28 protein-coding genes are annotated in these 26,894 nt (G+C 65.1%); 19 read left to right on the plus strand and 9 right to left on the minus strand.

Annotated elements, in window-relative coordinates; all coding sequences use genetic code 11:
• The first annotated feature begins 716 nt into the window (after positions 1-716).
• The 3 genes from Q8M88_RS03830 (at position 717) to Q8M88_RS03840 (ending at position 3,289) form a co-directional block, all read left to right on the plus strand.
• Positions 717-1,082: a hypothetical protein gene (locus Q8M88_RS03830; protein WP_305594923.1), complete on the plus strand. Its 366-nt coding sequence runs from the start codon at positions 717-719 to the stop codon at positions 1,080-1,082.
• Positions 1,083-1,387: 305 nt separating this feature from the next.
• A complete protein-coding gene (locus Q8M88_RS03835; protein ID WP_305594924.1) occupies positions 1,388-1,552 on the plus strand; it encodes a hypothetical protein in 165 nt (54 codons plus the stop codon).
• Positions 1,553-2,836: 1,284 nt separating this feature from the next.
• Complete coding sequence (locus Q8M88_RS03840) at positions 2,837-3,289, plus strand: PA2169 family four-helix-bundle protein (protein WP_305594925.1); 453 nt, start codon at positions 2,837-2,839, stop codon at positions 3,287-3,289.
• Between the two features lie 176 nt (positions 3,290-3,465).
• Here Q8M88_RS03840 and Q8M88_RS03845 read toward each other — a convergent pair whose 3' ends face one another.
• The gene (locus Q8M88_RS03845; protein ID WP_305594926.1) at positions 3,466-4,710 is read right to left on the minus strand and encodes a serine hydrolase; all 1,245 of its coding nucleotides are present in this window, start codon (positions 4,708-4,710) and stop codon (positions 3,466-3,468) included.
• 108 nt (positions 4,711-4,818) lie between these two features.
• Positions 4,819-5,076 (minus strand): hypothetical protein, encoded by a 258-nt coding sequence (locus tag Q8M88_RS03850; RefSeq protein ID WP_305594927.1) that lies wholly within the window; start codon positions 5,074-5,076, stop codon positions 4,819-4,821.
• Positions 5,077-5,307: 231 nt separating this feature from the next.
• Between Q8M88_RS03850 and Q8M88_RS03855 the strand changes: the two genes are divergently transcribed.
• The 4 genes from Q8M88_RS03855 to Q8M88_RS03870 all read left to right on the plus strand — a co-directional run bounded on the left by Q8M88_RS03855 (position 5,308) and on the right by Q8M88_RS03870 (position 7,467).
• A complete protein-coding gene (locus tag Q8M88_RS03855) occupies positions 5,308-5,820 on the plus strand; it encodes a cytochrome c (RefSeq protein WP_305594928.1) in 513 nt (170 codons plus the stop codon).
• 4 nt (positions 5,821-5,824) lie between these two features.
• Positions 5,825-6,511, plus strand: coding sequence for a cytochrome b/b6 domain-containing protein (locus Q8M88_RS03860; protein WP_305594929.1), 687 nt, complete (start codon positions 5,825-5,827; stop codon positions 6,509-6,511).
• A 114-nt stretch (positions 6,512-6,625) separates the two neighbouring features.
• The gene (locus Q8M88_RS03865; protein WP_305594930.1) at positions 6,626-6,976 is read left to right on the plus strand and encodes a DUF6152 family protein; all 351 of its coding nucleotides are present in this window, start codon (positions 6,626-6,628) and stop codon (positions 6,974-6,976) included.
• Positions 6,977-6,981: 5 nt separating this feature from the next.
• Positions 6,982-7,467: a hypothetical protein gene (locus Q8M88_RS03870; RefSeq protein WP_305594931.1), complete on the plus strand. Its 486-nt coding sequence runs from the start codon at positions 6,982-6,984 to the stop codon at positions 7,465-7,467.
• A 64-nt stretch (positions 7,468-7,531) separates the two neighbouring features.
• Here the strand turns inward: Q8M88_RS03870 and Q8M88_RS03875 are convergent, their stop codons facing one another.
• The 4 genes from Q8M88_RS03875 to Q8M88_RS03890 form a co-directional block, all read right to left on the minus strand.
• Positions 7,532-8,971, minus strand: a complete 1,440-nt coding sequence (locus tag Q8M88_RS03875) for an MFS transporter (protein ID WP_305594932.1) — start codon at positions 8,969-8,971, stop codon at positions 7,532-7,534.
• A gap of 178 nt (positions 8,972-9,149) precedes the next feature.
• A complete protein-coding gene (locus Q8M88_RS03880; RefSeq protein ID WP_305594933.1) occupies positions 9,150-9,854 on the minus strand; it encodes a M48 family metallopeptidase in 705 nt (234 codons plus the stop codon).
• A gap of 68 nt (positions 9,855-9,922) precedes the next feature.
• Positions 9,923-10,828 carry a mechanosensitive ion channel family protein gene (locus Q8M88_RS03885; protein WP_305594934.1) on the minus strand — a complete coding sequence of 302 codons (906 nt, stop codon included), beginning with the start codon at positions 10,826-10,828 and terminating at the stop codon, positions 9,923-9,925.
• A gap of 110 nt (positions 10,829-10,938) precedes the next feature.
• The gene (locus tag Q8M88_RS03890; RefSeq protein ID WP_305594935.1) at positions 10,939-11,262 is read right to left on the minus strand and encodes a YqjD family protein; all 324 of its coding nucleotides are present in this window, start codon (positions 11,260-11,262) and stop codon (positions 10,939-10,941) included.
• 151 nt (positions 11,263-11,413) lie between these two features.
• Between Q8M88_RS03890 and Q8M88_RS03895 the strand changes: the two genes are divergently transcribed.
• From Q8M88_RS03895 to Q8M88_RS03905, 3 genes are read left to right on the plus strand one after another with little or no spacing between them, the layout of a single operon-like run.
• The gene (locus tag Q8M88_RS03895) at positions 11,414-12,205 is read left to right on the plus strand and encodes a transglutaminase family protein (protein WP_305594936.1); all 792 of its coding nucleotides are present in this window, start codon (positions 11,414-11,416) and stop codon (positions 12,203-12,205) included.
• 17 nt (positions 12,206-12,222) lie between these two features.
• Complete coding sequence (locus Q8M88_RS03900) at positions 12,223-12,714, plus strand: nuclear transport factor 2 family protein (RefSeq protein WP_305594937.1); 492 nt, start codon at positions 12,223-12,225, stop codon at positions 12,712-12,714.
• Positions 12,715-12,771: 57 nt separating this feature from the next.
• A complete protein-coding gene (locus Q8M88_RS03905) occupies positions 12,772-13,587 on the plus strand; it encodes a class II aldolase/adducin family protein (protein ID WP_305594938.1) in 816 nt (271 codons plus the stop codon).
• 11 nt (positions 13,588-13,598) lie between these two features.
• Here Q8M88_RS03905 and Q8M88_RS03910 read toward each other — a convergent pair whose 3' ends face one another.
• Together Q8M88_RS03910 and Q8M88_RS03915 are read right to left on the minus strand one after the other, a co-directional pair.
• Positions 13,599-14,522, minus strand: coding sequence for an EamA family transporter (locus Q8M88_RS03910; protein ID WP_305594939.1), 924 nt, complete (start codon positions 14,520-14,522; stop codon positions 13,599-13,601).
• 73 nt (positions 14,523-14,595) lie between these two features.
• The gene (locus Q8M88_RS03915) at positions 14,596-15,972 is read right to left on the minus strand and encodes an O-antigen ligase (RefSeq protein WP_305594940.1); all 1,377 of its coding nucleotides are present in this window, start codon (positions 15,970-15,972) and stop codon (positions 14,596-14,598) included.
• A 111-nt stretch (positions 15,973-16,083) separates the two neighbouring features.
• Here Q8M88_RS03915 and Q8M88_RS03920 point away from each other — a divergent pair, with 111 nt between their 5' ends.
• The 4 genes from Q8M88_RS03920 to Q8M88_RS03935 all read left to right on the plus strand — a co-directional run bounded on the left by Q8M88_RS03920 (position 16,084) and on the right by Q8M88_RS03935 (position 20,461).
• Entirely contained in the window at positions 16,084-16,560 is a 477-nt protein-coding gene (locus tag Q8M88_RS03920) for a hypothetical protein (RefSeq protein ID WP_305594941.1), read from the plus strand.
• Positions 16,561-16,739: 179 nt separating this feature from the next.
• On the plus strand, positions 16,740-17,816 hold the full coding sequence (gene gmd, locus Q8M88_RS03925) for a GDP-mannose 4,6-dehydratase (RefSeq protein WP_305594942.1): 1,077 nt from the start codon (positions 16,740-16,742) through the stop codon (positions 17,814-17,816).
• Positions 17,806-18,783 carry a GDP-L-fucose synthase gene (locus Q8M88_RS03930; RefSeq protein WP_305594943.1) on the plus strand — a complete coding sequence of 326 codons (978 nt, stop codon included), beginning with the start codon at positions 17,806-17,808 and terminating at the stop codon, positions 18,781-18,783. The genes gmd and Q8M88_RS03930 overlap by 11 nt, the downstream gene beginning before the upstream one ends.
• A 247-nt stretch (positions 18,784-19,030) precedes the next feature.
• Positions 19,031-20,461 carry a metallophosphoesterase gene (locus Q8M88_RS03935; protein WP_305594944.1) on the plus strand — a complete coding sequence of 477 codons (1,431 nt, stop codon included), beginning with the start codon at positions 19,031-19,033 and terminating at the stop codon, positions 20,459-20,461.
• Positions 20,462-20,483: 22 nt separating this feature from the next.
• On the opposite strand, the gene Q8M88_RS03940 is transcribed toward Q8M88_RS03935, so the two are convergent.
• Positions 20,484-21,566 (minus strand): NAD-dependent epimerase/dehydratase family protein, encoded by a 1,083-nt coding sequence (locus Q8M88_RS03940; protein ID WP_305594945.1) that lies wholly within the window; start codon positions 21,564-21,566, stop codon positions 20,484-20,486.
• Between the two features lie 128 nt (positions 21,567-21,694).
• Here Q8M88_RS03940 and Q8M88_RS03945 point away from each other — a divergent pair, with 128 nt between their 5' ends.
• The 5 genes from Q8M88_RS03945 (at position 21,695) to Q8M88_RS03965 (ending at position 26,804) form a co-directional block, all read left to right on the plus strand.
• Entirely contained in the window at positions 21,695-22,216 is a 522-nt protein-coding gene (locus Q8M88_RS03945) for a DUF1993 family protein (RefSeq protein WP_305594946.1), read from the plus strand.
• 392 nt (positions 22,217-22,608) lie between these two features.
• Complete coding sequence (gene phaC, locus Q8M88_RS03950) at positions 22,609-24,402, plus strand: class I poly(R)-hydroxyalkanoic acid synthase (protein WP_371132624.1); 1,794 nt, start codon at positions 22,609-22,611, stop codon at positions 24,400-24,402.
• Positions 24,403-24,497: 95 nt separating this feature from the next.
• Positions 24,498-24,656 (plus strand): hypothetical protein, encoded by a 159-nt coding sequence (locus tag Q8M88_RS03955; RefSeq protein ID WP_305594947.1) that lies wholly within the window; start codon positions 24,498-24,500, stop codon positions 24,654-24,656.
• Positions 24,657-24,693: 37 nt separating this feature from the next.
• Positions 24,694-25,143, plus strand: a complete 450-nt coding sequence (locus tag Q8M88_RS03960; protein ID WP_305594948.1) for a hypothetical protein — start codon at positions 24,694-24,696, stop codon at positions 25,141-25,143.
• A gap of 194 nt (positions 25,144-25,337) precedes the next feature.
• On the plus strand, positions 25,338-26,804 hold the full coding sequence (locus Q8M88_RS03965) for a glucan biosynthesis protein (RefSeq protein WP_305594950.1): 1,467 nt from the start codon (positions 25,338-25,340) through the stop codon (positions 26,802-26,804).
• The last annotated feature ends 90 nt before the right edge of the window (positions 26,805-26,894 follow it).

Raw genomic sequence — 26,894 nt, forward strand, 5'->3', positions numbered from 1 at the left:
TGTGAGCGCGGAAAGAAGGGCTCAATCCGCCGCATATGCTCCGGCGTCAGCATCAGCAAATCACTCAAGGCGGCTCCTCCTGCCACCTTGAATCACCTCCCCAAACCAACCTCAATCGATTTAATGGGTCCTGACCCTAGCGGAAGGCCAAGGGAGGCGTCGCCTACACCGAAGCGATGCGATGCGTCAGCCAACCGACGCGCAGGCGAGCCCTAACTCCAGCGCGAACTCAGCGTCGTAGTCCCCCGCATCAATTTGCCTCCGACCGCGTTGGTCGCGGCATTGCCGCAGCACCGAGCTCAGGAGCGTTGGCTAGGCCGCCGGTTGGGAGTCCGTGATCGTGAGCGCTCGAGCCGCTGCAGCACGTCAAGGATGACTTGGAGCGAGCTTCAGATGTGCTTCGCGATCAAAATCTAAGGATAACGCCACAGTGATCTGATCAAAATAGATGGAAGAAGAGCAACTGAAATTACCAATATAACAGTGACCCAAAGTGGAATTAGTGCAATCAAGAACGAGCAATGTAGCGTTCGCCGCTGTGATTTGTATCCCAGCCCAGGCGCGCTTCTCCGCGCGGATGTTAAAGATTCGGCATCATTCAAAATTTCGACTGTCAATCACCCATCCCCCGATCGCCATACCATAGCCCGTGGGCGGAGCAGATAAAGGGCCGTCAACCTGCACGTGTGTGGCGCGCACCTTGCAGGGTGGACGGCATGAGCCTCACAGTGATCTTGGCCGCTATGGCCTCCGCCTTTCTCAGCGCAACAGCATCCATCTCAATTCGAGAAGCCGCACTCGGTCACGTGATGCTGCGCTCGATGCCCAGTCCGATCGGGCCGCTGAGTGACTTCTACCTGCTCGCCATCGTAGCTTACGGCACCGCGTTCATCGCCTACGCAATCGCCTTGCGGCAGGTGAGTCCAGCCGTCGCCTATCCGATGATCGTGGGAGGCACGTACCTGTTCACGGTCCTGGCGAGCTGGCTGCTCACGCGAGAGAATTTGCCTCTCCAGGCCCTCATTGGCGGGGCGTTCGTGTTGATGGGGATAACGATCGTTGTGTCGTCCAAGGCGAGCTGAAACCCGATCGCGCCAATCTGAACGGCGTCAAATTTTCACGGCTGACGGAACATCGACCAGCGATGCGCGATTTCAGTAGCTCCCCATCCCCGATGGGGTCATCTCCAGTCAGCCCCCAGCGAGCCCCCGTCGCTGGGGGCTTTCATTTGCGGCGAAGGCCGCGGCCACGGCTTGCAGCAGCTCCATTGAATCGACCCGCGCCCCCCGATTTGGATCAGTCCCCCGGCCGAGCTGTTTGTCCTACAATCGTCGGCCGGCTCATTTGTGGGCTCGGCAGGTTGGGGCTCTTCTGATGTGGAGTGGCCATGACGAATAAGCGAAACGCGCTGATGTTCGGCGTCAATGACCCGATCAAGCGTCATCATCTCGAAGCTCTTGGCGTGTTTTTGAGGCGGACGGTGCTGGCCGGCTTCGTGCTGACTGCGGCAGTGATGCTGTTCGTGCTGATCACCCAAGGGTCGCAAGGCTAGCCGGTCCCGGACCGTTTCCGAGATGCCAGCGATCACGGCTGCCGCTCTGCACAAGCAGTTAACTAAACGCGGCGATGTTGGGACGGTGGGCGCAGATAAGGACTTTTCCAATATGCTTTGCGACACCGTCGAGCGAGCATATGAATTGGCCACCTCCGGTGAATATCCGTCGGTAGATCAAATTGTCTGCCGCCTGAAAGCTGAGGGGCACGTCAGCGTACTTACAGCGCTCCGCAGCCGAACCTTCAGACGCGAACTGCGGGCTTTATGCAGCAGGACAACGTTGCACACTGTCTTGGCGGACTGATCACACTGCAGCCGAGGTGAACCAATTCGTCACAGGACACCTTCGCTCAATCCGGTTTGCGCTGCAGCAGATCGCGTTCAGCCCCCGGGGGTGATCGACAGACGCTGCCGCTGCTGACGCCGAGCACGAGTTGCTAAAGTGCTCGCGGTTGTGATCCGCGGAAAGCCCCCGTGAGGTCGACCTCCAGACGCTGATCTAAGGTTAGATAATGGCGATCCAAACATTGCCCCCTTTAGGATCGCGAGTGAGCCCTCGGCGTCTGTCCCGGCCGCCGGGGGCTCGCGCTATGTAGCGAGCTTCGCGCGCCGGCCCTAGTCGGAGTGGCGAGTCTCGCCGGCAACCCGTGCGGCCCGACACAGTCGGTCCAGCTGCGCCCGAAGCGCCACGCCAGAAAGAGCCTTTTGCACATCGTCACAGCCCTCCTTCCGAAGCCCTGCGATGATAAAATACCAGTTGGGAAAGTTGCCCGTGCGGGCCAGTTGTCTGGCTCTTTCAACAGTATCGACCATGCCGTCTCAACGGGGCGGTGCGCGCCGAGTTTCGGCCCCCATCAAATGCTGAGAAAGTCATTCGCTGATCAGAACGGACGCTCCTCGTATGAGCCTGGGCAGCGACGGGCAGGAGTTCGCGAGATAGCTTGGAAAGAGCGTGTTCTCGCGGAGGAAGCGCAGAGAGCGGGAGAAGATCTTTGATAGACCTTGGCTTTTCGCCGGGCACGTCTCGGAATTCCCCAAGCTTGGCGTGTTTGTAACCCGGTGTGTGGCAGGTCGCCCGATCGACCTTCTCGCCATCGGGGCCGTCGCTTGGTTTGTCGGCCGCAAGCGCCGCTGGATTTGACTAAACGTATGCCAGGTCCATGCCCCTCGGCCCCCATGAACACGCTGCAAGCTAGGGGAGCCCCGCGCTGCCAACCCGGTCCGACGGAACGCCTCGGCGCTTCGCGACTTCTGGGACTTGCTGAGACACGGAGATGAACCATGGACACGGTCAACGACCATGCGGTGAAGGTGCTCAACAGCCTCATCGAGACGACGCTTGATAGCGCTAGCGGATATCGAGAAGCCGCCGAACACGCGCAGTCGAGCCAATTCGGTGCGATGTTCGCCCAACGGGCTGCAAGCCGCGCGGAGCTCGTGGGACAGCTGCAACAGGAGGTCCGCAGTTTCGGTGGCTCACCGGAAACGGATCAGTCGTTGCTTGGAAAGGCGCACAACAAGTTCGTCGAACTGAAGAACGCCATCATGGGCGGCGACGATCGCGCCGTGATCAACGAGGTTGAGCGGGGTGAGAATTTCATCAAGGCCAAATACGAGGCAGTGATCGACGACCAGGACCTTCCCGCAAACGCCCGTAACGTGGTCCAGCGCGCGTACGCATCGATTAAAGCAGACCACGATGAAATAAGTCGTCTCAAGGCGCAACTGAACTGAGAATTTGGGAGTCCCCAGGATGGGCAGACCGGCAGCTTATTTCTCCCTCACATGCAGCCAGTTTGGGTAAAAATGGATTTCCCCTTTGTAGCTCAAAGATTCAACGCAGCGAGATTTTCGCGTCAGGTGAATTAGGGTGAGCGTTGAGTAGGTCGCGCCCATAGACAATTGTTCCGTCAACGCCCCTTGGGCTTTGACTGCGTTTGGGTCGCCCCCGCCTTAAGGTTCAACCAGTCTGTAAACGGCGCCTCATAGGCGAGATCGAAGAATTCCGCCTGCAGCCTAAAGGGTAGGTTCGACTCGCTGTTCCACATCATCACGATGCCGGTCTTGGTGATGGGATCTAACATCATCGTCGCCCGATAGCCGGTCACCGCCCCGCTGTGACCCACGAGACGATGCCCCTTGTAGACGAAGCTGCGCATGCCCAAACCGTAGCCAGGGGCCTCCAGCGCGCGTCCAAACGGAGTGTTTCCATACGGCTTGTCCGTGCGCACGCGCGCTTGCTGAATCGTCGACACAAGCTCGGCCGGGAGCACGGCCGGCGCCAACCCCATCTGCGCCTGCATCCACTTCGCCAGTTCAAGTATGTTGGTGTTCACGCCCGCCTCAGCAGGCAGGCGATAGTACGTATCGAGCAAAGGCGCCGCGACACCGTTACGATGCGGCTTGGCCCAGTGTTTCGCCGCTGTCAGGCTCGCGAGCCCGAAGGTCGCACTGGTCATCCCAAGGGGGGCGAACAGCCGCTCGCGCGCCTGCGCCTCGAAAGGCTCGTGCGCGGCCACGGCCATCACTTCGCTTACCGCATCAAAGGCTACGTTCTGATAGCTGTGGCACGTCGAGGGTGCGCAAATGGGTCTCACGTTCGCCAAATCCCGCCGCAACGTCTCTGGGGCCTCCCCACTTTCGAGCCTGTTGTCGTACGCATTCTTCGGAAGGCCGCTACGCTGCGAGAGCAATTGCTCAACGGACAGGGTGCGTTCGGCGTTGGCGGGCAAGCGCAAGCTCGTGTGGAATGTCGCAACGGGCTCGGTTAGCGACAACACGCCATCCGCCGCCAAGCGGGCGCCCAGAGTTCCAGCGACAGTTTTGGATAGCGAAGCCCAGCGAAACGTCGTCCCGGCTGTGATGGGCTCGCCGTCCACTGACGATGTAAGTCCATAGCCCTGCACGAATGAGAGGCGCCCATTCTCCACCACCGCGACCGCAAGGCCTTGAATGGTCCTGTCCGCCGTCATCGCCCGAATACGGGCGTCGAGGGCGACATAATCGATCTTACCGCGCCAATGCGTCGGGGAGGTGGGAAGCGGTGCAGGCGCCGGAGGTCGGATGTTCCTCTGGCTTGTGGCCGGTACGCTCGCGTGTATCCACCATGCCGTCAGACTCGAAAGCGCAAGGCAAGCAAAGAGCACGATCCACACTCGCCCCCGCCAGGGGCTCGACGAGCCGGGGCGGGGAGCCTCACGTCCTCGTGTCATGAGGCGGCTCAGCCGACTTCCGATCACCTGCGACGTAGCTCGTCCGTAGCATCAGATGCTTAGGTTTTCGGGATCGAGCCGAGCTAGCAGCAGCTCGTGCTCCTCAAGACTCTTTTCGAGGTGCGAGATCCAGGCGGCGCTAACGTCCTTCCCTCGTGCAAACAGGCGCAGATCGCCAGCCTTGAACTCGTTGAGACTTTGACGCCACTCCTCTGCAAGGCGGCGCTCGTGTCTTAGGAGCTCAAGCAGGCCCGGTGACACCGGTTGTTGCGCTGCGTCAAAGGAACCTTGAACTTTACATTCGTTCATCGTTGCGTCGCCGGACCCCATACTCAACGCGTTGCGCGGGCACGGGTTTCGCGCGCGTCCACGGTGATTCATGCTCCGCATTCGCATCCAGGTCGCGGGATTTGGCTCGACCAAAACCAAATGTATCGTCAAATCGATAGCTGCGAGGGAAGATGCATGCGGCCCCTGCGTCCAAGCGGGCCTGGAGACATCAACGACCCCTCACCCACCACCTGAACTTCGCCGCCGTTGATGGGCGGCGCCGAAGGAGATGACGAAGTGCCTACTACCAGGATTTTGGCGATCGCTCTCGGTGTGGCTTTAACGGCCGGCGGCGCCATCGCGCACGACATAAGCAAGCTTCCAAACACCCCAGCCGGCAAGGCCGTGCTGGCGCGCCACAACAACTTCAAACAGCAAGGCGCGGCGTTCAAGGCGATCAACGACGAATTGAAAAAGGATCGTCCAGATGAGGCGCTGATTGCGTCGAACGCGATCAGGCTCAAGACCCTGACCAGCCAGCTGCCAAGCTGGTTTCCGAAGGGCAGCGGGCCTAGCCCCCGCCTCAATACGGATGCCAAGGCGACCATCTGGACCGATTCAGCGGGCTTCGCCGCTGCAGTGAACCGCATGCAGGTGGAGAGCTCCAAGCTGCAGCAGTTCGCGGCCGCTGGAGACATAGGCGGTATGAATCGACAAGCGCGAGCCGTTGGCGGAGCTTGCAAGGCCTGCCACGATAAGTTCCGCACTCCCGCCAAAGACTAACACCATGGCGGCAGGATCCGCACCGACGGTCGCGCGGCCGAAGGCGAGGCTCTGGGACGCGCCGACGCGCATCGTGCACTGGGCGTTGGTCGCGCTCATTGGATTTAGCTGGTGGTCGGCAGAAGCCGGTAGAATGGAATGGCATCGGTGGGCGGGGTACGCCGTGCTCGGGCTCATCGTCTTCCGCCTCATCTGGGGCGTCGTAGGCTCTGCAAGCGCGCGCTTCAGTGGATTCGTCCCGTCGCTGGCGGATACCATCGCTTATGCGAAGACGCTGCCTATCCGTACGCGGTCCGAGCACGCCGGACACAATCCGCTAGGGGCGTGGAGCGTCGTGGCGATGCTGGCGGCGATCTCTGGCCAGGTGATAACCGGCCTCTTCTCTGTGGACATCGACGGCCTTGAGTCCGGACCATTGTCTGACCGTGTGAGCTTCGAAATCGGCCGCCAGTTTGCGGAATGGCACCAATGGATCTTCAGCGTGATCCAGATTCTCGTTCTATTGCACTTGGCCGCCGTGGCCTTCTATCTGCTCTACAAACGCACCAACTTGATCGCGCCGATGCTCACCGGCCGCCGCGCATTCGCGTCGGACCCAGCCCTTAGCTTTGCGCCCTTATGGAGAGCGATCCTGGTCGCCGTTTTCGCCGCAGCGATCACTTGGTGGGTGATGGGGGGCCTTAGGCTGTGATGAGCTTTGCCTTGGCGTCAGGCAATCGTCACTGAGGTTTCGGGCTAACGATTGCCGACAGCGCCGCCGCAAGGTGTAGTGCTCACTGCAGGGTGTTCCTGAGGAAAGGATATGATGAACCCAATCGCGATCCTCGCCGCTGTCACCTGCGTGCTCGCTCCGTGCGTGGCGGTCGCGCATCATGGGTGGAGCTCCTATGACGCGACGAAGGGGATTACTGTGACGGCGCCGCTGTCAGACGTCGCTTGGCGAAACCCACACGGCACGGCGAAGGTGGTCCACCAGCGAAAGACTTGGGATGTCGTCTTGGCGCCCGTTGCGAGGATGGAGTCGCGCGGTCTGAGCGTAGAGATGCTGGGACCCGGCAAGACTGTCACCCTCGAGGGCTTCCCCCGTCGCGACGGCGTCCTTGAGATGCGTGTCGAGCGCATCACGGTCGGGGGCAAGACCGTCGAGCTGCGCTGAGCGCGGTGGGTGAACTGCAAGCGCTCGGCGCAGTACTCGAAGGCTCCGCCCTGGGGGTGTGGGCGCGCGGATCCACCTTCGGCTATCCCTTAGTCAATGTCGTCCATTTGCTCGGCATGGTGTTCTTGCTCGGCAGTGCATGCCTCCTCGACCTGCGGATCGCCGGCGCATTCCGCGCTCTGCCGCTAGCTGCATTGGCGCGGATCCTGATTCCCGCGGCGGCCGTGGGCCTGCTTCTGTTGGTCCTCAGCGGCTTTGTGATGTTCTCCGCCGACGCCGGTCCATTGCTGGGGTCGACAACCTTCCGCTGGAAAGTCGCCCTCATCGTGTTGGCGCTGTCTAACGTGCTGGCCTTTCATCTGATCTGGGGTTTTCCGAACGACGATCAGCGGGGGATGCGCTCATCTATTGGCCGCAGGGTGATGGCGCTGTTGTCGGTGGCCATGTGGCTTGGGGTGGCGACCCTTGGCCGGCTCATCGCCTACAGCTGAAAACCAGGTCGCCAAGCGACGGAAGTTCGCCGCTAGCGCTATCGGACAACGATCGCTCGCCGAGTTATGACGGCTGAGCGCGCCGTTCGGCCAGAAGCCTCTTATTCTCCTCGAACACTGCGCGTGTGATCCGGAAGCGCGCATAGAAGTAAGCCGACAGCAGCCCCGGGACGATGGCGATCGGCCCATCGATCCAAGCCAAGTGCATCAGGGTTTCATGATCCACCTGCCCTGGCTTGGCGCCGGTCGGAAACGCGACCAGGTCCAGCGCCAGCCCCGCAAGGAATTGACCGATGGCGATGTCGATCTTCGAGAACATCGTGCGGGTCGCGTAGAGCACCCCCTCCTGTCGGCGCCCAAACCGAAGCTCGTTCTCATCAGCAATATCAGCCAGCGCTGACATCGTTGAGATGCTCATCATCGCGGCAAAGATCGAGGTGACGAAAGTCGTGAGCATCAGGATCGGCAGCACGATGGGATCGCTGGCGTCGGGGAGCAGACCCGCCATGCGCGCGATCACCGGGATCGCGTAGAGGACCGAGAACAGGGCGATCGCGAACGCCATCGTGAACCCTTTCCCGAAGCGCATGTGGACCCGCGCGGTGACGAAGAAGCTCACGAAGAAGCCCGCCATGGTCGCGACCATGAACCAGCGAATCTGTTCTGAGGTCAGCTCCCAGAAGAAGGTCTGGATGTAGAGCTGCAAACCGCTACGCAACCCATTGGTCAGGCTGATGAAGAAGAAGCCGATGAGCATGAAAAGGTAGCTCTTGTTGGCGAGGGCGGCGCCAACGTCCTTAAAGAACTCTGATGCGCTGAACTTCGCCACGTGGTCCGGCACCGCTGTCATGCGCGGTATGAGGTGACGAGTTCCCCATGCGGAGATGAACAGGAAGAGCAGACCCACCAGCGCGGCCGAGATCGCGAACGGACTGTAAGCGTCCGGGTTCAGCACGCCGCGCGGATACTTTTCCGTGGCCTTGAAGAAGGTCGACAACGCCACGAAGCTGGTCACGGGGGCGGCCAGATAGCTGAACAGGGCGTTCCAGCTCAACACCCGGCTGCGCTCGGCGAAATCGTCGCTCATCTCCGCGGCCATGGCGAGATGGGGCGTGTGATAGATCGCCATGAAGACGCGCAGGCTGACCACGAAGCTGGTGAACCAAGCGAAGAGCCAGAGGTGCGGCAGCCCGGCGGGCGGGTTGAATATTGCTATGAGCGAGAGCGCGATGGGGATCGGCGCCACGTACATGAAGGGATGACGCCGCCCAAGCTTGTGCCTCGTTCGGTCGGAGATTGAGCCGATTATGGGGTCAGAAAGCCCATCGAGGATCAGGCTGACGCTCATCGCCAATCCGGCCAAAGTGGCCGGCATGCCGAGGACCTGATTGTAATAGAAGAGTGCGAACCCGCCGACCGCGGTGAGAGCTACGTTTTCCGCCGCCGACCCGACGGCGAACACGGCCTTCGTGCGGACCGGGACTCTCGTGTCGTCGCTACCCACGCCCCCGATCACACGCCAACTCCGCGCTGCTTCGACGTTTTATCTCCAACGAAATTCATAAACCCACCCACGAATCGAAGCGCCAAACGCACAGTGAGGCTTCTAATGTGACGACAATTAGGATGGCTATAGCGGGCCGCATGTTACTCGAATGGTCGTCGGACGCGATGAAACCAGGTCATGCGCCAACGGCCGCCTTAAGCTCGGCTAATCGCCGCTCGTCTGCGGGGTGGGTGGAAAGCGCCTCGGGCGGAGCGCCCTGCCGATCCTGACGCGCTATCATCCGCTCCCAGAAGCGCACTGCCCCGAGCGGCTCCATCCCGGCCTTCCTCATGAGGTCCACGCCCAGGCGATCCGCCTCGAGTTCGTGGGTCCGTGAGTACGGTAGCAGAACGCCATAGGTGGCGCCGATGCCCAGCACGCCGGCGACGAGTTCAGCGTTCTCGCCATTCTCACCGCCCAGGACAAGTTGAGCCAGGGATACGCCGGCTTGAGTGGCTAGCTGCTGACTCACCCTCTCCGCCGGGTGTCGCGCCAAAATGTGGGCGACCTCGTGCCCGACGACGGCCGCCAATTCATCGTCATCTCGCGCGAACTCCATCATGCCCCGGAAGACTGCGACCTTGCCGTTTGGCAGCACGAAGGCGTTCAACTCCGCAGAGTCGAATACGACAAACTCCCACCGCAGGTCGCCGCGGTCGGCGGCCAGGGTGATCGGGCCGGCGATTCTGGCCAGTCGGTCATGAAGCGCCGAGTCATTGGACACGGCCGTGCTCGTCGTCAGCTCCGCCCAAGCTTGATCAGCGAGCTTCGCCAATTGATCGTCGGGTACGAAGGCCAGTTGCCGGCGGCCGGTTTGCGCGTTGTCGCTGCACCCGACCATGAGAGTGGCGACAAGCCCAGCTAGCAGGAGGCGACGCGAAGGGTGTGAACAGGACCGGCACATGCGCACTAGCCTCGCACAGCGACGGCGGACGGCGCGCGTTCGATGGTGACCTGATGCGGGTACGGGAAGCTCAGTCCGCGCGCTTCGAACGACTCCTTGACCGCCTTGATCAGCGCGAAGCGGACCTCGGCCCAATCGTCCGGCGAGGTCCAACACCGCAGCATCACCGTAACCGAGCTGTCGGCCAGCGCCGAGACCCGCGCCAGCGGCGCCGGATCGGCGAGGACGCGGGCGTCGGCCTGAGCCAGTTCATTCAGCAACCCCAGCGCCAGATCCAGATCGTCTGCATAGTCCACCCCGAAACTCAGCTCCACACGCCGACGTCCAGCCCGCGAGATGTTGACGATCATGTCGCCGAACACCTTGCCGTTCGGCACGTAGAGGGTGAGGCCGTCGTAGTCGATCAGTCGGGTGTTGAAGAGGTCCATGCCCTGCACCACGCCCTGGCGGCCGTTGAGCTCCACTCGCTCTCCCAGGCGGTAGGGACGAAGAAGCAGGATCATCACCCCCGCCGCGACGTTGCCGAGCGTGCCCTGCAGCGCCAGGCCGATCGCCAGGGACGCCGCCCCCAGCACCGCCAGCACCGACGTCGCCTGCACGCCGAGCTGCTGCAGCACCGCCACCAGTCCGATCGCGACGACCACGTATTTGACAAGGCCTGAGATGAACCGGCTGAGCGTCTGGTCCGCCGGCTGGCTGCGGTGCACCCGCGTGACGCTGCGCTCGACCAGGGACGCGAGCCGGTTCGCCGCCCACAGCGTGACGGCCAGGATCGCCAGCGCCACCAGCACGCGGATCGAAAACGCGCCCAGCACCGCGGCCAAGCCGCGCAGCATCACCGGGTCGCCGGACAGCGCCTTGCCGGTCATTTCGAACAGGGGGGTGACGGGATCGCTGGCGGTCGTGGTCATGGGTGCTCGCGTCGGTCGGAGAAGCCCGGTTGAACGACACGCACGCACAATGGTTCACGCCGCGCCCCGGCCTGGGGCGCGGCGGATGACGGCTCGGCTTTAGGCGCGCTTTACCTCGGCAGCGAGCCGCCGCGATCGCGCAGGTAGATGACCTTGGGGCCCCGCGCGTTCAGCAGGTGTCCAACCACCAGACCGGCCAGGAACACCAGGCCTACGGAAGCATAGGGCCGTTCCTCAATGGCGCTGCGCGCCTGCGTGGCGCGTTGCCCGGCGATGTCGCGCCCCTTGTCGTAGACCTCCTTCGCTTTGGAGACCGCCTGGTCGACGACGACCTTCGCCTGTTGTTTCACCTCTTCCGCGGCTTCGCCGATCCGGGAAGCGGCGACGGACTCCTTGACGGGCGGATTCGGGGATGGGTCGTAGGGATCTGTCATCTGGTGCTCCTAAGGTCGCGAGGCGGACGTTCGAGTGATGGAGTCGTCCCGACAGGGCGTGGTTCCAACCGTTGTGACGATTCCCGCATTCTGGCGCGATCACCACGGCAACCCATGCCTTTATTCGGCGTTGCGCCGGCCTGGAGGACGGATGCGGTTCAACATCGAAGCGAGACTGGCCTACGCGTTCGCGACACCCTGCGAGGTGCTGCTGCTGCTGGAGGCCGCCCGCAGCGACGACCAGATCGTGCATGCCGAGACGTTGATCCTGCCCCCGCAGGCCGAGATGGCCCGGCTGGACGACGACGGCAACGGCGAACGCCGCGCCGTGTTCGTCGCCAACGGTCGCGCCGACATCACCTACTCGGCGCAAGTCGAGGTGCTGCCGCGCAACGCCACCCTGGCCGGTGAGCGCGCCGCGGCGATCCGCGAACTGCCGAGCGAGGCCCTCCCCTATCTCCGCTCCAGCCGCTATTGCCCCTCGGACCGCTTCACGCGCTTCGTCGATCGGCAATTCGGTCGCTTTGCGGGCGGCGACAAGGTGGCGGCGATCCTGAATTGGATCGGTCAGGAGGTCGACTACGTGGCCGGCGTGAGCGACGCCTCGACCACGGCGCTGGACACCTTCGTCGACCGCGCCGGCGTCTGCCGCGACTTCACCCACCTGGCCATTTCGCTGTGTCGCGCCGCCGACATCCCGGCGCGCGCGGTCAGCGCCTATGCCTGGCGCCTCGAGCCGCCGGACCTGCACGCGGTAGCCGAAGTCTATCTTGGCGGCCGCTGGCGGCTGATCGACCCCACCGGCCTTGCGCCGATCGACGGTCTGGTCAGGGTGGCGACCGGCCTCGACGCCGCCGATATCGCCTTCATGACCATTTTCGGCTCCGCCCAGCTCATCGAGCAGAGCTTCGAGATCTGTGAGCTCGCCGCGCGCGCCGCGTAGGGCGATAGTCCGCAGCGATGACGCCCCGCCTGATCTCAAACCTGGCCGCCGCGCTGATCGGTCTCGCGCCTGTCGAAGCGGTCGCCCAACCGATCACCGACGCCGCCGTACGCGCATTCGTCGCGGGTCAGGAAGCCGCCTGGAACCGGCGCGACCTGACGGCCTATTTTGGCGGCTTCAGCAAAGACGCCGTCTTCGTCGAGCAGGCTCGCACGCCGGCCGGCGGAACCATCCGCTACGGCTCCAGCGATTTGGCGCAGGCGCGCAAACAGTCGATGACGTTCCTGGCCCGCACCCGGAGCGTTGAACGCAGCTCGGTCACGCGCGTGGCGATCGCCGCCGACGGGCGAGGGGCCAGCGTCGCCACACGCAAGAGCACGACCCTGTCGCGCGAAGGCCGCACACGCACCGCCTGCGCCGAAACCTTGCAGATCCTGCGCCTGGATGGCCCTCGGCTACGCTCGCTGGGTCAGACCGAGACCGCCGTGCGCTGTCCGCCTCGGCGTTGACAACCTCGGACACCACCCCTGTAGTCAGCCTCGCGCCAGACCTCAGGAGACGATCGCATGGCCGTGGCCCTCAACAACCGCACCTCGATCTACCAGCCTGAACAGGCGGGACTGATCTTCCCCGAACTGCCCCGGTTCAACGACGTCGGCCAGGAACGGCGACACCGCAAGGAGCGCCTGGTCGCCGCCTGCCGCGCCTTCGCCGCGCAAGGCTACGACTACGGTTTCGCCGGCCACCTGACCGTGCGCGATCCGGAGCACCCAGACCTTTATTGGACCAACCCGATGTGCGTGCATTTCGCCGACGTGACGATGTCGACCCTAATCCTCGCCGACCACGAGGGGACGGTCCAGGAAGGGAAGTACGCCATCAACCGCGCCGGCTTCGTGCTGCACGCCGCGGTGCACGAGCTCAATCCCAAGGTGATGGCCATGTGCCACGCCCATACCCTGCACGGCGCGGCCTGGTGCTCGCTCGGCCGGCCGCTAGACCCCATCTCGCAGGACGCCTGCGCCTTCTTTGAGAACCATGTGGTGATCGCCGAAAGCGCCGGGGCGGTGGCGGTGGAAGAGGAGTCCGGCCACGAGGTCGCGCTCGCCTTCGGCGACAATCGCGCGGCGCTCCACCAGAACCATGGCCTGCTCACCGCCAGTCACCACAGCATCGACGACGCGGCCTGGTGGTTCATCGCCCTCGAGCAGTGCTGCCGCGCGCAGTTGCTGGCCGAGGCGACCGGCTCAAAGCTGACCCTGGTCTCGCCCGAGCGCGCTCGCTACAGCCGCGAACACGTGGGCAGCGAGTTCATCGGGTGGCTGCACTTCCAGCCGATCTACGACCGGATCGCGCGCACCCAACCGGACATGTTCCACTAACGAGGGATCGTTCAGGCGAGGCGGGCGCGCGAGCCCCTCGCCGCCCACAACGGCCACAGCATGTTGATCGCCAGACCTGCCACGACCAGCGCCGCGGCGATCAGCTTCCAGCTCTGCAGCGGCTCGCCGAGCAGCAGCGCCGAGCTCCCCATCCCGAACACCGGCACCAGGAGCGCCATCGGCGTGACGCTGGCCGCCGGATAGCGGCCGAGGAGCCAGCCCCAGGCTGCGTAGCCGAACAGGGTGTTGCCGACCGCCTGCCAGATCACCGCCAGCCAGGTCACCAGGTCGGCGTCTCGAAACCCGGCCGCGATCGCCGGCCATCCCTCGAGCGCGAACGAACAAACGATCAGTGGTGGCGCGGAGAACAGGCTTCCCCAGACCACATAGGCCAGCATGTTCACCTGACCGGCCCGCTTCACGACGATGTTGGACGCAGCCCAGCTCAGTGCGGCCAGGAGCACCAGCACCAGCCCCTTCGCCGTCGCCGACTGCCCACCGAAAACGGCGATCAGCACGAGGCCCGTCAGGGCGAAGGCCAAGGCGGCGAACTGGAAGCCCCTCACCTTCTCGCGCGCCAGGATCGCCGCCAGGCCCACGGTCAGGAACACCTGGGTCTGGATCACCAGCGAGGCCAATCCCGGTGAAATGTCGGACCGCATGGCGACGTGCATCAGGCCGAACTGACCAAAGCCCACCAGCACGCCATAGCTCGCCAGATCACGCCACGGCGCAGGCGGTCGCTTGAGGATGAAGATCCACGGCAGCGTCGCCAGGATGAACCGCAGGGCGGCGAACATCAGCGGCGGCAGGTGTTCCAGCCCCACATGGATCACCACAAAATTGGTGCCCCAAACCGCCACCACTGCCAGCGCCAGCAGGAAGTGCAGTCCTGACAGTCCGGTCGTCGGCGCGCGGGGTGCGGCGGCGGTCATCGTGATTCCTCTGGCTCGCGTCGGGCGCGATGCGCAGGAACGCCGATCCGCGTGTCTCGGCAAGACTTCGGCGTCAGGCCTCGCGCAGGCGAGGCGGAACGGCCCCGGCGACCATCGCGCACGCGAGCGCGAACAGCGTCGCCAGCGCCGGTGTCCGCAAAGGGTAGTCGGCCACGGAGTGCGCGAGCAGCAACCCGATCACCGTCGATCCGGCCAGCGCCATGCTGATCCCCTGCCCGCGTCCGCCGCGCAGCGCCGCGAGCGTCGCGCAAATCCACCAGACGAGGAACGCCGCGATCAGCGCCACGCCGGGCCAGCCGGCCTCCAGCCAGATCTCCAGGAAGTCGTCGTGGGCGTGATTGATGTAGGTCGGCGTCACCCGCTCCGGCGCCTCATGCACTTCATACACCGCCCGGAAGGACCCGAGCCCCGAGCCCAGCGGCCCGTAGTCCGCCCCCAATTGCGCCACGATCGGCGCGACCTCCCAACGGGTGTCCTTATCCACCCTGGCGTTGAAGCGATCGGCCAGCGGCGTGAGGTTGAAGAGCACCACCAGCGCCACCCCGCCGGCGATGGCGGCCAACATGCCCAGCGCCGGCAGACCGTGCGGCGTCCCTCCCTGCGTCATGCGCCTCGCGCGCGGCCAGGCCACCATCAGGGCGCCGATCGCCGCAGGCGCCAGCAGAATCACCCCGGCCCGCGACTTGCTGACGCTGAGGCCCACCACCAGGATCAGCACCACCCCGACCGCGGCGAGCATCCAGAACAGGTTCGAGCCGCGCGCCGCGCCGCGGCCCTGCGAGACCAGCAGGGCCGCCAGCGGAATGGCGGCCACGAGCAGGACGGCCTGATGGTTGCGGTTGGCGAAAAAACCTACCGCCGCGTCGAGGTTGGCCGGCTGCTGGAAGCGCAGCGGACTGGTGGCGCCGCCGGCGAGCTGCGCCATGCCGAGGGCGATCGAGGCGGCCGCCAGGATCATGGCGGCGATCGCCAGACGACGGCGCGCGGCGGCGCTCAACGAAAGCGCGGCGCAGAACATAGCCGCCGGCGGTAACAACGCGAGTCCCGCATTCAGCGTGCGGTCCGGGGTCAGGCTGAGCGGCGCCCAGGGCAAGGTCATTCCGGCCGCGCGGTAGCCTTCGACGACGATCGCGCGCTGCGGCAGCGCGCTCCACACCTCGGGAGGCAAGGGAATGAGTTGGAGGAGCGTCAGGCCAGCGCCGAGCGCCAACAGCAGCAATCCGCTGAGCGGGACGGCCCCCAGCGGCCGGCGCGAAAGCCGCCAAAGGGAAAACGCCAGCACGGGGCTCGCGATGAAGCGCACAATGCCGGCGGAGAGCGGATCGGTGGACGACCCGCCGAGAATCATCGCGACCGCCAAGAGGACGATCGCCGCGATCTGGAAATGGTCGCGCGCCGCTGCCTCGTCAGGCGAGGCGTCGAAACTCAAGCGTCACCGAAGCGCGGCGCCCGACCAAGCCGTCAGAAGCTGACCGGAACGCCGATAAGTGCAAACGTGCGCAGGCAGGCAGTGCGGAGGCCAGATCCGAAGCCGTCGCAGATGCGCGTGAACTGGGCGAGGATTTGGGTAGCCGCCGGCGGGGGAACGGGCAGCGGCCTGGGAGGATTGAAGATCGAACCGCCGCCGAAGCTGGAGCCGAAGCTGGCCAGCGAAAGCGAAGCCGGCGCGTTCAGGCGCGACGCCGATGAGGAGGATGACGACGAATTCGACTTCGACGAGCTGCCGAAATTCGAGAACGACGACAGCGGCGAGTTCTTGGACGCAGCCTCCGCGTTGCCCGCGAGCGCGAACGCTCCGATGACTGCAGCGATCGCCAATGACTTCGACATGTCCGGCTCCCTTAAAACACTAAGACCGACCCTAGCTCGAACCGTTCGGCCAGACAACCGACACCACCAGCCTAGGTTCCAAAATGTTCTCACCATTTCGGGAGATGCTGCATTTTGCGGCGAAACGGCCGCAAATGATCAGCAGCAGAGGCCGGTTTCGCGTCGCAACGTAGTTTACGAAACGTAACCACCGCTCGGCTAGACCGCCGCGTTGATCTGTTCACACCGTTATTCGACTTGATTCGGCCACTTCATGGCCAACTTAGACTGCAAAACGGCTGGACGGCGAAGCTGTTGGTCTGCAGTGATCGCCGCCGCCAGATCGCCCCTTCCCTGATGCGGTCGCAGTCGCATAATCGAGGTCGCATGGATTCTTCAGGACGTGGAAAGACCGCGCTGATCACGGGCGTTACCGGCCAGGACGGGGCCTATCTGTCGGAGCTGCTGCTCGCCAAGGGCTACACGGTTCACGGGTTGAAGCGCCGCTCCTCGTCGTTCAACACCGGCCGCATCGAGCATCTGTACCAGGACCCGCACGAGGCGGACCCGCGCTACATCCTGCACTTCGGCGACCTCACCGACAGCACCAACCTGATCCGCATCGTCCAGCAGGTGCAGCCCGACGAGATCTACAACCTCGCCGCCCAGAGCCACGTGCAGGTGAGCTTCGAGACCCCGGAGTACACCGCCAACGCCGATGCGGTGGGCACGCTGCGATTGCTGGAGGCGATCCGCATCCTGGGCCTGGGCGAACGCACGCGCTTCTATCAGGCCTCGACCTCGGAACTGTACGGCAAGGTGCAGGAAGTCCCGCAGAGCGAGACCACGCCCTTCTATCCGCGCAGTCCCTACGGCGTCGCCAAGCTCTACGCCTACTGGATCACGGTGAACTACCGCGAGGCCTATGGCATGCACGCCTCGAACGGCATCCTGTTCAACCATGAGAGCCCGCTGCGCGGCGAAACCTTCGTCACGCGCAAGATCAGCCGCGCCGCGGCGGCCATCAAACTGGGCCTGCAGGATCGGCTCTATCTCGGCAACATGCACGCCAAGCGCGACTGGGGCCACGCGAGAGAATACGTCGAGGGCATGTGGCGCATGCTGCAGCAGGACACGCCCGACGACTATGTGCTGGCCACCGGCGAGACCACCATGGTGCGCGACTTCGTCGAGGCGGCGTTCCAGGAAGTCGATATCCAGCTCAACTGGAGCGGCGAAGGCGCTGACGAAAAAGGCGTTTGCGCGAAGACCGGCCGCGTCCTGGTCGAGGTCGACCCACGCTATTATCGCCCCACCGAGGTCGACCTGTTGTTGGGCGACCCAACCAAGGCGAGAGAGAAGCTAGGCTGGTCCTGCAAGATCGGGTGGCGCGAGCTGTGCGCCGAAATGGTGCGCGCGGATCTGGCGAATGTGGCCCATGAGCAGAAGCGCAATGTCGACTGAATCCTCCTTCCCGCCGGCCTCCTTTCCTCTGGACGGCAAACGCGTCTGGGTCACCGGCCACACCGGCATGGTCGGCGCGGCCCTGGTGCGCCGGCTGGCGCGCGAGGATTGCGAGGTGCTCACCGCCGGCCACGCCGTGCTCGACCTGAAACGCCAGGTCGAGGTCGAGGCCTGGATCGCCGCGCATCGGCCCGACGCCATCTTCATGGCCGCGGGCACCGTCGGCGGCATCCTCGCCAACGACACCCGCCCCGCCGATTTCCTGTACGATAACCTGATGATGCAGGCGAACGTGGCCGAGGCCGCCTATCGCACCGGCGTCGGCAAGCTGCTGATCCTGGGCTCGAGCTGCATCTATCCCAAGCTCGCCCCGCAACCGATCGAGGAGAGCGCCCTGCTGACCGGGCCGCTGGAGCCGACCAACGAGTGGTATGCGATCGCCAAGATCGCCGGCGTCAAACTGGCCCAGGCCTACCGCCGCCAGCATAGCTGCGACTTCATCAGCGCCATGCCGACCAATCTCTACGGTCCTGGCGACAACTATGATCCGCAGTCCAGCCACGTCGCCGCCGCGCTCATCCGCAAGGCGCACGACGCAGTCGCTGACGGCGCCAAGGAGCTGGTGGTCTGGGGCACCGGGCAGCCGAGGCGGGAATTCCTGCATGTCGACGACTGCGCCGATGCGCTGGTCGCGCTGATGACCCGCTATTCCGACCACGAACACGTCAACGTCGGCTGCGGCGAGGATGTCACCATCACCGAGCTGGCCCAGCTCATCTGCGAGGTTGCGGGGTTCAAAGGCGAGCTGGTCCACGACCTGACCAAGCCCGACGGCACGCCGCGCAAGCTGCTCAGCGTCGACCGGCTGAAGGCGATCGGCTGGACCCCGTCGATCGACCTGCGGCGCGGCATGGCCAGCGCCTATGACTGGTTCGCCCAGAACGTCGCCCAGTCCGCGGTCCGCTGACGTCCGGCGCGCCCCGGCTTCGCCACAGAGGCGAGTTACGGGATGACCCGTCGGATGACGTGCGGGGGTCTCGACCCCGCATTTCCAGGCCCGGCGTCGAAAGTTCGTAAACCGCGTTCCGTTAGTATGAGAGTCGCCGCGTGATGACAGCCAGGCCCCTGATGTTGCAGCCGAGCTTCCATCGTACCCTGCCTGGCGCCCCTCGATGCGGCGCGGCCTGGGCGTGCGCTGCGCGAGAGGCCCGCGCATGAACGCGCCGTTGCAAGCCACCCCCGCCCCCGCGACGCCGCCGCAGACGGTGATCTACGCGGTGGGCGACATCCACGGCCGCCTCGACCTGTTGCGCCGTTTCACCCAGGAGCTGGACACCGACGCACGCGCGGCGGCGTTGAAAGGCGTCGAGACCGTCGTGGTGTTCTTGGGCGACTACATCGACCGCGGCCCGGAGTCGGCCGGCGTCATCGCCCACCTGATCGCCTTGCGTGATGAAGGGCCTTGCACCTGCATCTTCCTGCGCGGCAACCACGAGGACATCGTGCTGAAGCTCGCGTCCGGCGAGGAGCACAGCGCCCGCTGGCTGGAATTCGGCGGACTGGAGACGCTGGCGTCATACGGCGTCGACTATCCCAAGCCCACGGGCCCTGGCGACGGCGAAGCGCTGCAGGCCGCAGTGCGCGACGTCATCCCCCGCACCCACCTGCAGTTCATGCGCGACACCGAGCTGTACGCGAAGCTCGGCGACTACATCTTCGTCCACGCGGGCCTGCGCCCCGACCGGCTGCTGGAGGAGCAGTCGGACGGCGACCTGCTGTGGTACCGCTATTACGACGAGGAAGCCCCCGTCTGGACCGAAACCGTGGTGCACGGCCATTCGGTCAACCCGCGCCCCGTGCGGGGCCGCTCGCGGATCGGCATCGACACCGGCGCCTATGACAGCGGCGTGCTGACGGTCCTGCGTCTTGAGGATAGCCAGGAAGACCTGCTGAAGATCGTCGCCGCCGGCGACGGCCAGCCCGTCGGGATCGGGCGCTGGGACAGCGTCGACAGCGCGTTCAGTCAGCGCGAGCCCGGTCGCGCAGCCTCGCCGGCCGCTGCGCCGATCGTCCGCCCGCAGGCGGCGAATTCCGATGCGCCCCGGGCGAGGGTTGTTCCTCCGCGCTCCAGCGCGCGCCTGGCGATGGGCGTCGGCGTCGCGGCGGCGGCCGTCCTGCTGCTGGGCGGCGCCGCGGTCTGGGCCTCGCGCACCCCGGATGCGCCGGCGACTCGCGCCGCACCGATCCTCAGGCCCGTCGAACCTGCTTTCGTCGAGCCAGCCATGGCCCAGGCGACCCCGGTCGAGCCTGAGGAGGTCGCCGACGCGCCCGTTGCGGAAGCCCCACTCGCGCCTGCGACCGAGGCGCCGCCCGTCGCGCCCGCGGTTCCTGCCGCCCCCGTGACGTCTGGTCTCCGCGCTCAGATCGGCGCCCTGCCCTCGGCGGAGGCCGCACAACTGGTCTGGAGCGACGTCGCGCGTCGCTTCCCAGCCGAGATGGGGGCCAAGGCGATGGAGACCGAACCGGTCGAGAACGGCCGGCTGGTCCGAGCCTTCGTCACCGGCTTCGCCAGCCCCGGCGAGGCCGCTAGCTTCTGCGCGACCCTGACCGCTGGCGGGCAGCCCTGTCTGGTGCGCCGCCGATGAACCCGCCTCAGGTTCGACCGGATTAGGCGGGCGGCAAGAGCCGGTTCGCCTGCAACCGGCCGAACCACTTGGCGAACATGGCTTCGGTGTCCATCACCTCGTGGAAGCCGGCTTGCCGCAACTTCACCGTCGACACCAGTTGCGGCGGCTGGGGACCCATACCGTAGCGCAGTGTGTAGTCCGCGAACTGAAGTGAGTTGCCGGCGAAGGCTTCGAGCGATGGCGACAGCAGGTTGTGGCGGGCGCGGATCTCATCCCATGCCGCGCCTTCGCGCACTATGCTTTCCCCCAGGCTCAGCGGGCGATGCTCGCCCGGCTCCATCCCGAATACGCCCGACAACGAAGGCCAGACGTTTTCCCAGGTGAAAACGTCGCCGTTGGCCACATTGAACACCTGGTTGCGCGCGGTCTCGGCTTCGCCGGCCCAGGCGACGCAGCGGGCCAGCAGGTCCGCATCGACCGCCTCCGACAGGCGGGCCGGTCCGCCGGGATAGTGCAACGGCTCGCCCCGATGCTTCATGATCGCCGCATAGAGCCCGACGCCGAGGATGGCGTTCAGCGAGACGCCGATGGTGTCGCCGAACACGTGCACGGGACGCAGGATCGTCCAGCTCCAGGGCTTTCCAATTTGCGTTTCGCGCAGATGGTCTTCCTGGCGCCAATAGAAGTTGGGCTGCTCGCGATACTCCGAACGGCCCTCGCGCGCCGGGTTGGCGAACGGACGGATGTGGACGCCGTACGCTTTGGTCCCCTGAAACAGCGTCACGTGCCTCAGCGCTGGCGACCCGGCCAGCGGGTCGAGCAAGTTGCGGAACATGGCGTCGTTCACGTCGATCTGTTCGGCGTCGCTCCAGCCGGCGACCAGACCGACCTGCTCGTGGACCGCCGCATAGACGATGTGCGTGATGTCACCGTGGCCTGTCAGCGCCTTGGCGCACGCAAGGCGATCGGTCAGATCGAGCGGCAAATGCCGGACGCCAGCGACGGGTGGCGGACGGCGGGAGACCACTAGAACGTCGCAGTCATCCTGCGCGCCGAAATGCAGCGCCGCCTTTGAACCGACCAACCCCGATCCGCCGGCGATCAGGATCTTCTTCCGGGCCATCACATTTCCCCGTCAATGCGTCCAGTCGACCTGCGCGATCCAATCTCGAAGGCGACGACTCCGCAAATGCCTTGGCTGTCAGCGCCTTTAGCGTTTAGGTCAGGACAATCAAAAAGGGGGACACCACCATGGCCATTGCGCTCTACGACCTCAGCGTCAGCAACTATCTTCAGGCGCTGGGCGCCGTCGCAGGTTTCCTCGACCGCGGTCTCGCCCATTGCAGCGACAACAACATCGATCCCCAGGAGATCGTCGGCACCCGGCTGTTCCCGGACATGCTGCCGTTCCATTTCCAGGTGCAATCGGTGGCTCACCACTCGCTTGGCGCGATCCAGGGGGTCAAGGCGGGCCTGTTCCAGCCGCCGCCGCAGATCCCGGTGGGCGACTACGCCGGTCTGCAGGCGATGATCACGGCCGCCCAGGCGGGGCTGCAGAGCCTTAGCGCCGAGGAGGTGAACGCGCTTGAGGGTCGAGAGGTCAAGTTCAAGACCGTAGCCTTCGAGCTACCTTTCGTGGCCGAGAACTTCCTGCTCTCGGTGTCGCTGCCGAATTTCTATTTCCACGCCACCACGGCCTACGACATCCTTCGTATGAAGGGCGTGCCGATCGGCAAACGTGACTTCATGGGCAAGATGCGCCTGAAAACCTAGGGCGCGAACCGCGTCCAGGCGGTGACGGGCGGCGGCTGACCGATGCATTCGGGGTCGCGCCCGCACCCAGGACGTCACTCGAAAACTGTCGCAAGTTACCAGGGCCGTTGACGGCTGCGGCTTTCCGGTGCTGACTACGCCGCGAGCGCGAATGCGTAGTCGCCGCGCCAAGCCGGCAAGCCCGTGCATCGGCCTGTTCTCCACGCGGCAAGCGTGGCTCTTCAATCTATTGTTCAGCGTTCATCCTCGTCATCCAGCGAATGCGACTTCGTTGTCAGATGAACGCGCTCAACGGAGACCAATAAATAATTCGGCTGACAGCGTTGACGGTTTGGTCTTGTAATCATCTCAATCACAAGCGCGCCAACAGCGCTGCGTCAGGGAGGTGCTTCATGAGCCAACAGGTCGGCTCGCCGCAAGGTGTGTCCAACGCACCGGTCATCGCCGACTTTGAAGCGTTCAGCGCCAACCTCACCCGGGCGGCGATGATCGCTCACGCCGCATTGATGGAAGCTGCGGTGACGCAGGGCGCGACGCCCCCCAACATGGACCCGTTGCGCGTCGGCCCGACTCTCACCGACGTGATGTTACGTCTGGCCTCGCGGCCCGACCGCATCCTCCAGGCCCAGGCGGACCTGATGTCGCGCAACATGGAGCTGTGGCGCGGCGCGTGGAGCCGCTTGACCACCGGCGAGCCGGCGCGGCCGCCCCGCGACAAGCGCTTCTCCGATCCCTCCTGGGACCAGCCGATGTTCGACCTGCTGAGGCAGTCCTACGTCTCCACCGCCGAATGGTTGAACAAGCTCGCCTCCGAAGTCGAGGTCTCCGACCCGATCGAGAAGCGTCGGGTCGAATTCTTCACCAAGCTGGTCACCGACACCTTCTCGCCCGCCAACTTCCTGGCCTCAAACCCGGTTGCGCTGGAGGAGGTGGTCAAGACCAATGGCGAGAGCCTGGTGCGCGGCATGGAGAACCTCGCCGCCGACCTGCATCGCGGGGGGGGCCAACTGGCGATCAGCCAGACTGACATGGGCCAGTTCAAGGTGGGCGAGAATGTCGCCACCGCCCCCGGCAAGGTGGTTTTCCAGAACGATCTGCTGCAGCTGTTGCAGTTCGATCCGTCCACCGAGCAGGTGCACGAGACGCCGCTGCTGCTGATCACGCCGTGGATCAACAAGTACTACATCATCGACCTGCGACCCGAGAACTCCTTGATCCGCTGGCTCGCTTCTCAGGGATTCACAGTTTTCGTCACCTCCTGGGTCAATCCCGACGCCGCCCTCGCCGAGAAGACTATGGAGGACTACCTGGCCCAGGGCGCGCTGACCGCGTTGCACCAGGTGCTGGTCCAGACGCAGTCGCCGACAGCAAACGTGGTCGGCTACTGCATCGGCGGCACTCTGCTCGCCTGCGCCATGGCGTTCCTCGCCGATCGTGGCGACTCCGCGCTGATCAATTCAGCGACCTTCTTCGCCGCCCAGCAGGACTTCAGTGAAGCCGGCGACCTGCTGCTGTTCACCGACGAGGCGTGGCTGAAGGACATCGCTGGCAAGATGGACGACGCCGGCGGCGTGTTGCCCGGCTCGGCGATGGCGGAATCCTTCAACATCCTGCGCGCGAACGACCTGATCTGGTCGTTCTTCGTCAACAACTACCTGATGGGCAAGGAGCCGAAGCCCTTCGACCTGCTGTTCTGGAATTCCGACCAGACGCGGATGCCGAAGGCGCTGCACATGTTCTACCTGCGGGAATTCTACAAGGACAACAAGTTCGCCAAGGGTGAGCTCGTGCTCGCGGGCACGCGCCTCGATCTGTCGAAGGTCAAGACGCCGGTCTATGTGCAGTCGTCGAAGGACGACCACATCGCGCCGTTCGCCAGCGTCTACAAAGGCGCGCGGTTGTTCGGCGGTCCCGTGACCTTCACCATTGCCGGTTCCGGCCATATCGCAGGCGTCATCAATCCCCCGGCTGCGAACAAGTATCAGCACTGGCTGAACAGCGAGCTTCCCGACACCGTCGAGGCCTGGCGACGTGGCGCCACCGAGCATCCTGGATCGTGGTGGCCGCACTGGGCCGCCTGGCTCGCCGAGCGCTCGGGACCAATGCGTCCGGCGCGCGATCCCTCCAAAGGCCCGCTGACACCCATCGAAGATGCGCCGGGCGCCTATGTGCAGGTGCGCTCATGATCCACCAGGCCCGCTCAAGCGGCGTTCAGACCGACGTGATTCATCGAGGACGCCGATGACTCCGCGCATGTCGCATCGCTTCGCCCAAGGTCGCCTTGACGATATCCCCACATCATCATCACCCGCTGTCCCGGTTCATGGAGCGGGCCGAACTGATCATCGACGCCGGCGTTATCCTGGTGGTGCTGGCCATCGCAGGCGTGGAGATCTTCAGTCTGTTCGTGGCGCCTGGGCATCCAGCCTACCTGGACTAACCTGCGGACCGGACCGTGATGCAGGAGTCGACCTGATATGACTCGGCTTCGTGGTGCAGAGATCCTCTCCGAAGCGAGAGTGAATGAGGCGGTCTACCGCACGCCGGCCGACCACTATGTGATCTGGGATGGCAATCCCTGTCCGGCGCGGACTGGCTCGCTGCGCTCGCGCGCGCTGGCCCTGGTGGAGGAACCCTGGACGCCAGTGCAGGTGCGTGACCTGCTGCGCCGGGCCGCGGCGATCGAGGACGGCGCCGGCCTCGACCCCGACATGGTCCGCAACGCCCTGCGGCTGCACCAGACCGCCCATCCCGCGGTCTATCTGCTGACCCGGCGTATCTGCACGGGCGACTATGTGGCCCTGACGGACATCCCCTGGCCATACGGCTGCAAGAATCAGCCGCTCCGCGCCGGCGCTGTGGTCATGGACCGCAATGGGGCGCCGATGACCGTAGCGCTGAAGGACAAGGATATGGCGCGCTCCTGAGCCGGACCCGCGCACGCGCGGCAAATCCGCCGGCGAAGGCCCTGCAAGCCGTTGATCCCGGTGCCCGCCATGCTTTCGCCGCAGAAGGTTAACATCGCTCGGCGCGACCAAGGCATCGAGGCCCCGGACGACGCGTGACCGCACCTGAGCTAGCACATGACCGGGCCGGCCCAGCCGCGCCCAGCCGACGCCAGGTGATCGCCGCCCTTCCTCTGATTCCCATTCTCGCGCCGACGTCTGCGGCCGCCGCGGATCCATTCGGCCTCCCTCACGTCCAGGCTATGGCGCGCGCACTCGCGGCGAGGCCCTACGCGGCGGCGGCGGCGACGCAGCTTCCCGCCGGACTGAACGACATCGACTACGACGCCTATCGCGACATCCGCTTCGATCCGGCCCATGCCCTGTGGCGCAACGAGGGCCTGCCGTTCCAGCTGCAGTTCTTCCACCGTGGCGGCGCGCAACGCGCGCGGGTCGACCTGTTCGAGGTGGTCGACGGCCAGGCGCGTCGGATCGCCTATTCCCCGGCCCAGTTCAGGTTCCAGCGCGGCGCGCCCGACGGCCTCTCGCCGGACCTGGGGTTCGCGGGTTTTCGCATCCATGCGCCGATCAATCGAAACGACTATTTCGACGAGGTCGCGGCCTTCCTGGGAGCCAGCTACTTCCGCGCCGTCGCCAAGGGCATGGTCTATGGCCTCTCGGCGCGCGGCCTGGCGATCGGCGCGGGCGCGAACGAGGAGTTCCCCGACTTCCGCAGTTTCTGGATCGAGCGCCCGCGGCCCGGCTCCCGCAGCCTGACGGTCCTGGCGTTGCTGGACGGCGCGAGCTGCGCCGGCGCCTTCCGGTTCGTGATCAGCCCTGGCGAGACGACGGTGTTCGACACCACAGCCAGCCTCTATCCCCGCCGCACGATCGCCGATGCGGGGATCGCGCCGCTCACCAGCATGTTCCTGTTCGGCGGCGACCGCCGGGCGCGCTTCGACGACTTCCGGCCGCAGGTGCATGACTCCGACGGCCTGGCCATGGCCGACGGCGCGGGAGAGCGGTTGTGGCGACCGCTGGCCAATCCGCCCCGCGTAAGCACCAGCGCCTTTCGCGACGCGGCCCCGCGCGGCTTCGGCCTGATCCAGCGCGAGCGACGCTACGACGCCTACCTGGACCTCGAGGCGCGCTACCACCTGCGCCCCAGCCTCTGGGTAGAGCCGCGCCAAGGCTTCGGCCCGGGCTCTGTGGGTCTTGTCGAGCTTCCCTCCCCCACCGAGTACGAAGACAACATCGTCGCCTGTTGGACGCCGGCGCAGGCGTTGCGCGCTGGACGACCTGCGACCTTCTCCTATCGCCTGCACTGGGGGGCCGAACCGATTGCGTCTGGCCTCGCGACGGTGGCGGCCACGCGCAGCGGCGCCGCCGAGCGCGGCAGGCGCCGATTCGTCATCGACTTCCAATCGCCGGCGCCCGGCGCTCTTGACGGTGCGCAGCCGCAGGTCACCGCATCGGCGGGCAGCGCGCTGGAGGTCAATCTGCATCCCAATCCCGAGACCGGGGGCGTGCGGTTAAGCTTTGAGCTCGACGCCGCCGGCGCCAGCGCCATAGAGCTTCGCGCCGCCCTCCTGAGGTCTGGCAAGGTTTGTTCCGAGGTGTGGCTGAATCGATGGGCCGCTTGATCCGAACTCCCAGCCGCAAGCCCGACCTCGCGCTCCGCAGCCTGCCACCGCGCGCAACCCTGGCGATGCCGATCCAGCCGCTGGACGCCG

The sequence above is a fragment of the Phenylobacterium sp. genome (assembly GCF_030693805.1).
GTDB lineage: Bacteria > Pseudomonadota > Alphaproteobacteria > Caulobacterales > Caulobacteraceae > Phenylobacterium.

What these genes read in the sequence shown, in the direction of transcription:
- Q8M88_RS03830 (WP_305594923.1), top strand. Translation starts at nt 717, where the DNA reads ATGAGCCTCACAGTGATCTTGGCCGCTATGGCCTCCGCCTTTCTCAGC.
- Q8M88_RS03835 (WP_305594924.1), top strand. Translation starts at nt 1,388, where the DNA reads ATGACGAATAAGCGAAACGCGCTGATGTTCGGCGTCAATGACCCGATC.
- Q8M88_RS03840 (WP_305594925.1), top strand. Translation starts at nt 2,837, where the DNA reads ATGGACACGGTCAACGACCATGCGGTGAAGGTGCTCAACAGCCTCATC.
- Q8M88_RS03850 (WP_305594927.1), bottom strand. Translation starts at nt 5,076, where the DNA reads ATGAACGAATGTAAAGTTCAAGGTTCCTTTGACGCAGCGCAACAACCG.
- Q8M88_RS03855 (WP_305594928.1), top strand. Translation starts at nt 5,308, where the DNA reads ATGGGCGGCGCCGAAGGAGATGACGAAGTGCCTACTACCAGGATTTTG.
- Q8M88_RS03860 (WP_305594929.1), top strand. Translation starts at nt 5,825, where the DNA reads ATGGCGGCAGGATCCGCACCGACGGTCGCGCGGCCGAAGGCGAGGCTC.
- Q8M88_RS03865 (WP_305594930.1), top strand. Translation starts at nt 6,626, where the DNA reads ATGAACCCAATCGCGATCCTCGCCGCTGTCACCTGCGTGCTCGCTCCG.
- Q8M88_RS03880 (WP_305594933.1), bottom strand. Translation starts at nt 9,854, where the DNA reads ATGGTCGGGTGCAGCGACAACGCGCAAACCGGCCGCCGGCAACTGGCC.
- Q8M88_RS03885 (WP_305594934.1), bottom strand. Translation starts at nt 10,828, where the DNA reads ATGACCACGACCGCCAGCGATCCCGTCACCCCCCTGTTCGAAATGACC.
- Q8M88_RS03890 (WP_305594935.1), bottom strand. Translation starts at nt 11,262, where the DNA reads ATGACAGATCCCTACGACCCATCCCCGAATCCGCCCGTCAAGGAGTCC.
- Q8M88_RS03895 (WP_305594936.1), top strand. Translation starts at nt 11,414, where the DNA reads ATGCGGTTCAACATCGAAGCGAGACTGGCCTACGCGTTCGCGACACCC.
- Q8M88_RS03900 (WP_305594937.1), top strand. Translation starts at nt 12,223, where the DNA reads ATGACGCCCCGCCTGATCTCAAACCTGGCCGCCGCGCTGATCGGTCTC.
- Q8M88_RS03905 (WP_305594938.1), top strand. Translation starts at nt 12,772, where the DNA reads ATGGCCGTGGCCCTCAACAACCGCACCTCGATCTACCAGCCTGAACAG.
- Q8M88_RS03910 (WP_305594939.1), bottom strand. Translation starts at nt 14,522, where the DNA reads ATGACCGCCGCCGCACCCCGCGCGCCGACGACCGGACTGTCAGGACTG.
- Q8M88_RS03920 (WP_305594941.1), top strand. Translation starts at nt 16,084, where the DNA reads ATGCGCGTGAACTGGGCGAGGATTTGGGTAGCCGCCGGCGGGGGAACG.
- gmd (WP_305594942.1), top strand. Translation starts at nt 16,740, where the DNA reads ATGGATTCTTCAGGACGTGGAAAGACCGCGCTGATCACGGGCGTTACC.
- Q8M88_RS03930 (WP_305594943.1), top strand. Translation starts at nt 17,806, where the DNA reads ATGTCGACTGAATCCTCCTTCCCGCCGGCCTCCTTTCCTCTGGACGGC.
- Q8M88_RS03935 (WP_305594944.1), top strand. Translation starts at nt 19,031, where the DNA reads ATGAACGCGCCGTTGCAAGCCACCCCCGCCCCCGCGACGCCGCCGCAG.
- Q8M88_RS03940 (WP_305594945.1), bottom strand. Translation starts at nt 21,566, where the DNA reads ATGGCCCGGAAGAAGATCCTGATCGCCGGCGGATCGGGGTTGGTCGGT.
- Q8M88_RS03945 (WP_305594946.1), top strand. Translation starts at nt 21,695, where the DNA reads ATGGCCATTGCGCTCTACGACCTCAGCGTCAGCAACTATCTTCAGGCG.
- phaC (WP_371132624.1), top strand. Translation starts at nt 22,609, where the DNA reads ATGAGCCAACAGGTCGGCTCGCCGCAAGGTGTGTCCAACGCACCGGTC.
- Q8M88_RS03960 (WP_305594948.1), top strand. Translation starts at nt 24,694, where the DNA reads ATGACTCGGCTTCGTGGTGCAGAGATCCTCTCCGAAGCGAGAGTGAAT.